The organism is Bacillus sp. FJAT-27916 (assembly GCF_001183965.1).
Taxonomy (GTDB): domain Bacteria; phylum Bacillota; class Bacilli; order Bacillales; family Pradoshiaceae; genus Pradoshia.
This window is the reverse complement of sequence record NZ_LFZV01000001.1, coordinates 4,139,511-4,147,322: the sequence shown is the minus strand read 5'-3', so window position 1 is coordinate 4,147,322 and position 7,812 is coordinate 4,139,511. Positions and strand designations below refer to the sequence as shown.

Annotated in this window: 6 protein-coding genes; 2 read left to right on the top strand and 4 right to left on the bottom strand. The window is 42.8% G+C overall.

Translation table 11 applies throughout. From position 1 onward, the window contains the following. Window positions 1-324: 324 nt before the first annotated feature. Window positions 325-1,458, bottom strand: a complete 1,134-nt coding sequence (locus AC622_RS20325) for a glycerate kinase (protein WP_049672690.1) — start codon at window positions 1,456-1,458, stop codon at window positions 325-327. 52 nt (window positions 1,459-1,510) lie between these two features. Then, complete coding sequence (gene yeiL, locus AC622_RS20320; RefSeq protein ID WP_049672689.1) at window positions 1,511-2,179, bottom strand: transcriptional regulator YeiL; 669 nt, start codon at window positions 2,177-2,179, stop codon at window positions 1,511-1,513. An 80-nt stretch (window positions 2,180-2,259) separates the two neighbouring features. Between yeiL and AC622_RS20315 the strand changes: the two genes are divergently transcribed. After that, window positions 2,260-3,426: an MFS transporter gene (locus AC622_RS20315; RefSeq protein ID WP_049672688.1), complete on the top strand. Its 1,167-nt coding sequence runs from the start codon at window positions 2,260-2,262 to the stop codon at window positions 3,424-3,426. 278 nt (window positions 3,427-3,704) lie between these two features. Continuing rightward, a complete protein-coding gene (locus AC622_RS20310; RefSeq protein WP_049672687.1) occupies window positions 3,705-5,354 on the top strand; it encodes a peptide ABC transporter substrate-binding protein in 1,650 nt (549 codons plus the stop codon). 56 nt (window positions 5,355-5,410) lie between these two features. Here AC622_RS20310 and AC622_RS20305 read toward each other — a convergent pair whose 3' ends face one another. Continuing rightward, window positions 5,411-5,779 carry a DUF3899 domain-containing protein gene (locus tag AC622_RS20305; protein WP_049672686.1) on the bottom strand — a complete coding sequence of 123 codons (369 nt, stop codon included), beginning with the start codon at window positions 5,777-5,779 and terminating at the stop codon, window positions 5,411-5,413. 22 nt (window positions 5,780-5,801) lie between these two features. Continuing rightward, entirely contained in the window at window positions 5,802-7,799 is a 1,998-nt protein-coding gene (locus tag AC622_RS21590) for an ABC transporter ATP-binding protein (protein WP_053103784.1), read from the bottom strand. Window positions 7,800-7,812 lie beyond the last annotated feature (13 nt).

Here is a 7,812-nt window from a genome sequence, read left to right as displayed (position 1 = left end):
TAATATATTTAATGCTATTGTTTTTGTACGTTTTCCCATCTTACTTCTTCTCCCCCCTTTTTTTTTTTTACTCTTAAAATACTGAATTAACTTAATGTTACTTTCTCAGTTGCTCTTGTTAAACTAAACTGCCCCTTCATATTATAAGGTTTGACTGAATTTAACCTTATTAAATATTCTATTATGTTCCCTCGCATTCCTTTTCGTTTAATCATCTATGGTTTTAACAAGCAAATTAACAATGTTAATTGCTGTGTTATACGGCTTGTTATTTCTATTTTTCTCCCTCAAAAGAGAACCCGTTAGTCCATCAGCAGTGTTCCCTTATAGGGTAATGTTCAAGATGCGGCATACATTTTCTGCAGCAAAGGCTAGATTCTCTTCACCTGATTCAAGAGCTTCCTCTATGGTTGTCACACCTTTTAAGATACCGATAATAACATGGAAGCCATGTTCATAGAGTTCCTCTGTTCCTTTGCCTACCTTGCCAGCAAAGGCAATGACAGGAATGGAATATTTCTCAGCAATCTTCGCAACCCCATAGGGCGTCTTGCCAAATAAGGTTTGACCGTCAATACTGCCTTCACCCGTAAACACATAATCAGCATCCTTCATTACATTCTCAATGCCTGTATATTCAATGACAAGATCAATTCCTTTTTTCAAATCGGCATTCATGAAGGCAAGAAGACCTGCGCCCAGTCCACCAGCCGCTCCCGCCCCTTCACAGCCCGCAATATCTTTTCCAAGCTGCCTTTGAATCATCTCGGCATAATGAGCAAGATTACAGTCGAGCAGGCGGACCATTTCTGGTGTTGCTCCCTTTTGCGGACCAAAAACGGCTGATGCGCCGTTCTCCCCAATCAAGGGATTGGTCACATCACAGGCGACATCGATTTGCACCAACTTGAGTCGTTCATCCATTCTGCTTGTATCAATGGTATGAAGATGCCCAAGCGCTCCGCCGCCAAAGGGCAGCTCTTCTCCATCCTTATCCTTAAAGGAAACACCCAATGCCTGAAGCATGCCCGCTCCGCCGTCATTGGTGGCACTTCCGCCGATGCCAATCAGAAATCGTCTCGCCCCTCTGTCCAGAGCATCCTTGATCAGTTGACCTGTTCCAAAGGTAGTGGTCAGAAGCGGATTTCTATCAGCCGGTTTAATTAACTCGAGTCCGCTAGCTGCAGCCATCTCAATGACGGCTGTCTGTCCCTCACTAATCAGGCCATATTGCGCAGTTACGGCTTCACCTAATGGACCAATGACTTCTATGTGAATGATTTCGCCATTTGACTGGCTTACCAAGGATTCAACTGTTCCCTCTCCTCCGTCTGCCATGGGTACAGCTACACATTCGGCATTCGGAAAGACCGTCTTAATCCCTTTCTCCATCGCAAGGCATGCCTTTTTCGCTGACATACTTTCTTTAAATGAATCAGGTGCTAGTATAAATTTCATAAGAATCTGTCCCTTTCCTTTAGACTCGTTTCAATCATTCATCATGCCTTCATCAATTCTTCAGCATCCCGGCAAGCCTGTATAATGACTCTTCATCCTTAATCAAGTAATATCGCCGTTCCTTCTCCAAGTATCCCTTCTCACAAAACTGTGCAAGCACATGCAATAAATGACGGTAGGATACCCCTAAGTAATCACAGACGATAACATGCTTTTCCCGATAAAGCCCTTCATCTGCCGTTTGCAAAATAAAGTCGGCCAGTCTATTTTCAAGCGGATAGGCTAAAGTCTGTGAATATCTTTCTGCCATAATGGTTGCTTTCACGCTCAATACCTTTGTTAATTCCCTCAAGAATTTAGCATCCTCAAGCAGCTCGCTGCGGCATGGATGAAAGGGGAGAGCCAGGCATACCGTTCTTGTTGCTGCCTGGACACCCCTTGTATAATACACCTCATGCAGGAGCTCCATTTCGCCAATGAATTCATTCGTATGTACAAAGTTCAAGAGAGACGCTTTCCCATTCTGATGGGTGACATAGATTTTCGCCTTTCCTTCCATCACATAGAAGAGATATTCCGATCTCTGACCTTCCCAAATAATCCATTCATCTCGCTTGTATTCATGCACTTCAATCATTTTCTCAACTGAAGAAGCGAATAGATGAGCAATCGAATGCTGCTGTATATACTGCTCCCTTTTCTCACCTTTATAGATTTCCATGTTCCACCTCTGAAATATGAGAAATCTCATATTATTATTCTGTCTTTTCATGATACCATGCATACAAAGGGGGATACATAATGAACGCGCATCGTTGGATGAGTATACAATTCTTTAGTTTTTATGTGACATGGGGAATCTTCCTTCCCTATTGGACAGGCTGGCTGGTAGATGTGAAAGGAGTCTCGGTTGCAGAGGCGAGCTTGATCATGAGCTTAGGCCTTGTAGCAAGAGGGCTTTCTACCTTGTTTGTCTTCCCCTATTTATCAGGGAAGTTCACAAGCAAGGCTGTGCTTAATATGGCGGGGATTGCGACCGTCTTGTCCATTCTATGCTATATTCCGGCCGAATCCTTTATGAGCTTATTGATCGTTACACTGATCATTCATATTTTCTACCCAACATTGATGCCTGCCTTGGATAATGCGGCGACCGTTTTGGTACAGAATCATCAGCTTAGGGATTATGGGAAAAGCCGCCAATGGGGATCAACTGGGTTCATCGTTTCCGGTGTCCTGCTGACCGTCTTTACAGGCATGTATGGCGATAACATGATTTTATGGGGATTATTACTGACAGCCGCCATCTCTGTCGGACTTGGCTTTATGCGTGCACCGCTCATTTTGTCAGAGAAACCAAAGACTGACCTGCCGCAAACAGGCGGATGGATGAAATTATTCCGCATCAAGAACTTCCCATTGGTTCTGATGATTGTCATCCTGCTGCAGGCTGCCCATGCATCCTACTATAATTATGGCTATCTCTTCTTGCAGGAGATTGAAGCACCGAAATATTTAATCGGGGTCATCATCAATATTGCCGTTATTGCGGAGATTATTTTCTTCGCCATCGCGGATCGGAAATTCGGACGCTTCTCTGTCGGCTCACTATTGGCGATTGCCTCACTGGGTTCAACCATTCGCTGGGTGCTCGTATTTGCCTTCCCGAATGTGATCATGTTCTCGGTTGCGCAGCTCTTGCACTCTCTATCATTTGCAATGGGGCATTATGCCTTCATGAAATATTTGATTAAGTTTATCCCATCCGCCCATGTAGCAAAGGCACAGGGCTTATATTCAGCCTTTGCCCTCAGTTGGAGCACAGCTGTGTTTACAATATTTGGCGGATATTTATACGAAATTGAGCCGCAATATGCCTTCTTGGGCATGGTGATATGTACAATACCGTCCATGCTGCTGGCAGTTTATTATCGCAAATTAGAAAATAAAAAGAGCATCAGCAAATGATGTCATTTTTTAGAGAAGGGGCTACTATTAAAGCCCCTTTCTCATCCTTCTTACAGCCCTTCAGCAACTCACTTCCATCTCAATATTTAAACAACCTCGACCTATTTGATGTCTAAAAAATTGTACACTACCTAACCTGATCTTTTATTAACAATTTAATATGTCCTTATAACTTTCCATTTCACTTTGGCATGAATATTGCATGTATTTAAATAGTACCTGCTTTTTACCTAGTGGAAATACAAAAAGCAGTGCCATAAAAAAGGGGGAATAAGTGAATGAAGGTTAAAAAAAAGACAAGGTTTCTGTTCATCTGCCTGTTCGTGGTTTGTCTTGCTCTAGTAGGATGCCAACAGGACAATGAAAGCGGGTCAGAGTCACAGGGAAAAGAAACAAGCAGTGCCAATCAAGTATTGAAGGTTTCAGCAAATGATATTGCTACCATAAATACTCTTGGGAGCTATGATGTTCCTTCTTCCATTGTTATGAATAATATTTTTGAAGGACTCTACCGGCTCGATGAAAATAATGAGCCGACTCCAGGAATCGCTAAATCCTATGAGGTGAGTGATGATCAATTAAGCTACACATTCAAATTAAGGGAAGGGGCTGAATGGAGCAATGGGACGCCTGTTACTGCACATGATTTTGAATACGCATGGAAAAGAGCTCATTCCTCTTCAACATTAAGTCCATTCTCTTATCTCATGGCTCCGCTCAAGAACTCTATTGCCATCCAAACAAAGGATCATGAGCTGTTTGATAAAGTCGATGAACTAGGAATCAAGGCAACTGATGATTACACTCTTCAAGTTGAATTAGAAAATCCTTCTCCATACTTTTTAAGCCTGCTGACGACACCTGTTTTCTTCCCACAAAATCAAGAATTCGTTGAATCACAAGGTGAAAATTATGCCTTGGGAACTGATCATTTAATCTATAACGGACCATTTACATTGGAAGACTGGAAACAAGGGGCAAGCTGGACTTATAAGAAAAACAAAGACTATTGGGGTGCCGAAAGCGTCGCAATTGACTCGATTGAGGCAAATGTCATAAATGATACAGCCACTGCTGTAAATATGTTTGAATCAGGCGAACTGGATGCTATTGGCTTATCAGCTGAATTTGTCGATCAATATTCTTCGACTCCTGAATATAAGAGCTCACTCGACCCTACTGTCTATTTCATCCGCATGAATCAGCAAAATAAGTATTTAGCCAATGTGAATATCCGTAAGGCACTCGATTTAGGATGGAACAAAAAAGACATTGAATCCATTTTGAACAATGGCTCCTTGGCTGCCCATTTCGTCGTACCTAAGGAATTCACGAAAGATGAGAGCGGTAAGGATTTTCGAGCGAAGTATGATGGATTTAACGAAACGAATACCCAAGAAGCAACAGAATATTGGAATAAGGGGCTTAAGGAATTAGGCGTCAAGGAAATCGAGCTTGAGCTGTTAAGCTATGATAGCGATATAACGAAAACCGTTGCACAATATGTCAAAAATCAGCTAGAAAAGAATTTGCCAGGATTAACACTCAACGTAAACCAGCAGCCGTCCAAACAGAAGCTAGACCTAGAGGCAAAACAAGATTACGAATTATCGTATAGCGGATGGAGCCCGGATTATCATGACCCGATTTCGTTTCTGGAAATCTTCCACACAAATAACCCTTATAACTGGATGAATTTCTCCAACAAGGAATTTGACCAGCTGATTGACGCAGCTTATAAGGAAACGGATATTGCCAAGCGTTGGGGTAATTTACAGGAAGCTGAGCGAATTCTCATTGAAGAGAATGCCGCAGTTTCTCCAATGTTCCAAGCAGGAAAGACCACCTTAACGAAGACGAATGTCAAAGGCATTGCTGACCACCCATATGGCGGCAATAAAACGTATAAATGGGTCAAGATTAATTAAGTAATTCGTCATGAAAGGGGTGCTCCATGCCGGAAGCACCCCCTTTTTATACAATCTTATCCAAGAAAATAAATAGAAGCCAAGCAGGACAAAAGTAGAAGACATCCTCCTGAATTGACTAATATTTGCGGGAATAGCAGTTGGGACGTTTTATGGTTTTGCATCTCCCCTTCATCTCTTTCTAAAATGTATTCTCCTAATTTCCCAGAATGCTTAAAAAATCTCCTAAAGCTCGTAATTGTCAGATGATAGGCTCCTTTTTGAAGCAATAAGCCTATTATGCCAAAACAAAAAATAGCTAAGGCGACAAAAAACAGACTGTTCACAAAACCAATCCAAAGCGGCTCTGATTGCTTAAAGGTAAGTAAAAGCGAACAACCAATAGCTGTAACGAGAACAAGTATGTATCTCCCTTTTCTATTCATCCTCATCCCTCCAGAGGAAAGACTATTTCATGCCTTTGGTAATTGATTCATATTTTCTTACATTCTCAAATTCCTTCTCTGAGCATAAAATCCAGTGGTCATCCCCGACTTCGCGAAATACTCGTTCCCTTTCTTGGTTATATTCCGCTTCCTGAAAGACAATCCTTTCCCTTTGTCTCTCAACCGCTGGATCCGGAATAGGATTAGCAGATAATAGAGCCTTTGTATAAGGATGGAGAGGGTTTTTATATAACTCACTGCTCTTGGCTAATTCAACTATCTGACCCTTATACATAACACCAATCCGATCGCTAATGTATTTCACCATCGATAAATCATGTGCGATGAACAGGAAGGTTAATTCCCGCTCCTCCTGAATCGACTTAAGCAGGTTTACTACTTGTGCTTGTATGGAGACATCCAAGGCAGAAATTGGCTCATCCGCAATGATTAAGCTTGGATTAACAGCCAAAGCGCGGGCAATCCCAATCCGTTGGCGTTGTCCGCCGCTAAACTCATGCGGATAACGACTCGCATGCTTCCTGCTTAGTCCCACCGTTTCAAGCAATTCAACTATCTCTTTATTCCGCTCGTTCCTGCTCTTAAATAAGCGGTGAATATCAATCCCCTCACCGATAATATCACTAACGGTTAATCGTGGGTTTAAGGATGAATAGGGGTCTTGAAATATCATCTGCATATTCCGCTTAGCCGCTTGCCAATCATCATTGGACTTAATATTCTGGAAATCCTTTCCCCTGAATTTAATACTCCCTCCATCTGCCTGCAGTAATCCAATGATTGTCCTGCCCAAGGTCGATTTTCCACTGCCGGACTCGCCGACAATCCCAACGGTCTCTCCCTTATACACATCAAGGCTTATTCCATTTACCGCATGAAGAAGCTTGCCCCTGCCAATTTTAAAAATCTTGCTGACATTGCTTAGCTCAAGAACCTTTTCAGTCGATTGTCTCTTATCCTTTACTGCTTCATTTTTCGCCTTCTCCTTTTGTTTTTGTCCCATACTTCCCGTGAGATCGAGCTTCGGGGCATCTGGGTGCAACAGCCATGTGGAAGCATAATGGGTTTCTGACAATTGAAAGGCTGGCGGCTCCATCTCAAAATCAACCTCTAAAGCAAGTCTGTTCCTCGGCGCGAATGGGTCTCCCTTCGGCAAGGCTGATAAATCCGGCGGACTTCCTGGTATTGAAAATAATGCCCCCGCCTCTTCATGCAAACTTGGCATCGATGCCAATAATCCATATGTATATGGATGCCTCGGCTCAGAGAAGATTTCATCGACTGTTCCTGTTTCAATGATCTTTCCCGCATACATGACCATTACGCGATCGGCCATATTAGCAACAACCCCAAAGTCATGGGTTATGAAGATAATCGAAGTTCCAAGCTTTTTTTGAATATCCTTCAATAACTCTAAAATTTGAGCCTGCACAGTAACATCTAAGGCAGTCGTCGGCTCATCTGCAATCAGGATTTTCGGATTACACGCAAGAGCCATCGCGATGGCAGCCCTCTGCCGCATCCCTCCGGAGAACTGGTGGGGGTAATGCTTATAGCGAATATGCGGCTCAGAAATGCCCACTAGCTCTAGCAATTCTATGACCCTTTTCCTCGACTCACTTTTTTTATAGTTTTGATGAGCAACCAGCCCCTCGCCAATTTGGGCGCCGATGGTCATCGTCGGGTTAAGCGACGACATCGGGTCTTGAAAAATCATCGATATCTTGGACCCTTGTACCTTCTTCATTTCCCTTTTCGACAATGAAAGAAGGTTTCTGCCCTCAAACAATATTTCACCAGCTTCAATCTTTCCAGCAGGCTCCTTAATCAAGCGCATAATCGCTTTTGATGTGACGGATTTGCCAGAGCCTGATTCCCCCACAATGGCAATTGTTTCTCCTTTATGTACATGAAAGGAAACGCCGCGAACTGCATGGACTTTCCCATAATCGGTTCGAAAAGAAACGTGTAAATTATTTACCTCTAAGATTTTCTCCATGCGTTATCTTCCA

What these genes read in the sequence shown, in the direction of transcription:
- AC622_RS20325 (WP_049672690.1), bottom strand. Translation starts at nt 1,458, where the DNA reads ATGAAATTTATACTAGCACCTGATTCATTTAAAGAAAGTATGTCAGCG.
- yeiL (WP_049672689.1), bottom strand. Translation starts at nt 2,179, where the DNA reads ATGGAAATCTATAAAGGTGAGAAAAGGGAGCAGTATATACAGCAGCAT.
- AC622_RS20315 (WP_049672688.1), top strand. Translation starts at nt 2,260, where the DNA reads ATGAACGCGCATCGTTGGATGAGTATACAATTCTTTAGTTTTTATGTG.
- AC622_RS20310 (WP_049672687.1), top strand. Translation starts at nt 3,705, where the DNA reads ATGAAGGTTAAAAAAAAGACAAGGTTTCTGTTCATCTGCCTGTTCGTG.
- AC622_RS20305 (WP_049672686.1), bottom strand. Translation starts at nt 5,779, where the DNA reads ATGAATAGAAAAGGGAGATACATACTTGTTCTCGTTACAGCTATTGGT.
- AC622_RS21590 (WP_053103784.1), bottom strand. Translation starts at nt 7,799, where the DNA reads ATGGAGAAAATCTTAGAGGTAAATAATTTACACGTTTCTTTTCGAACC.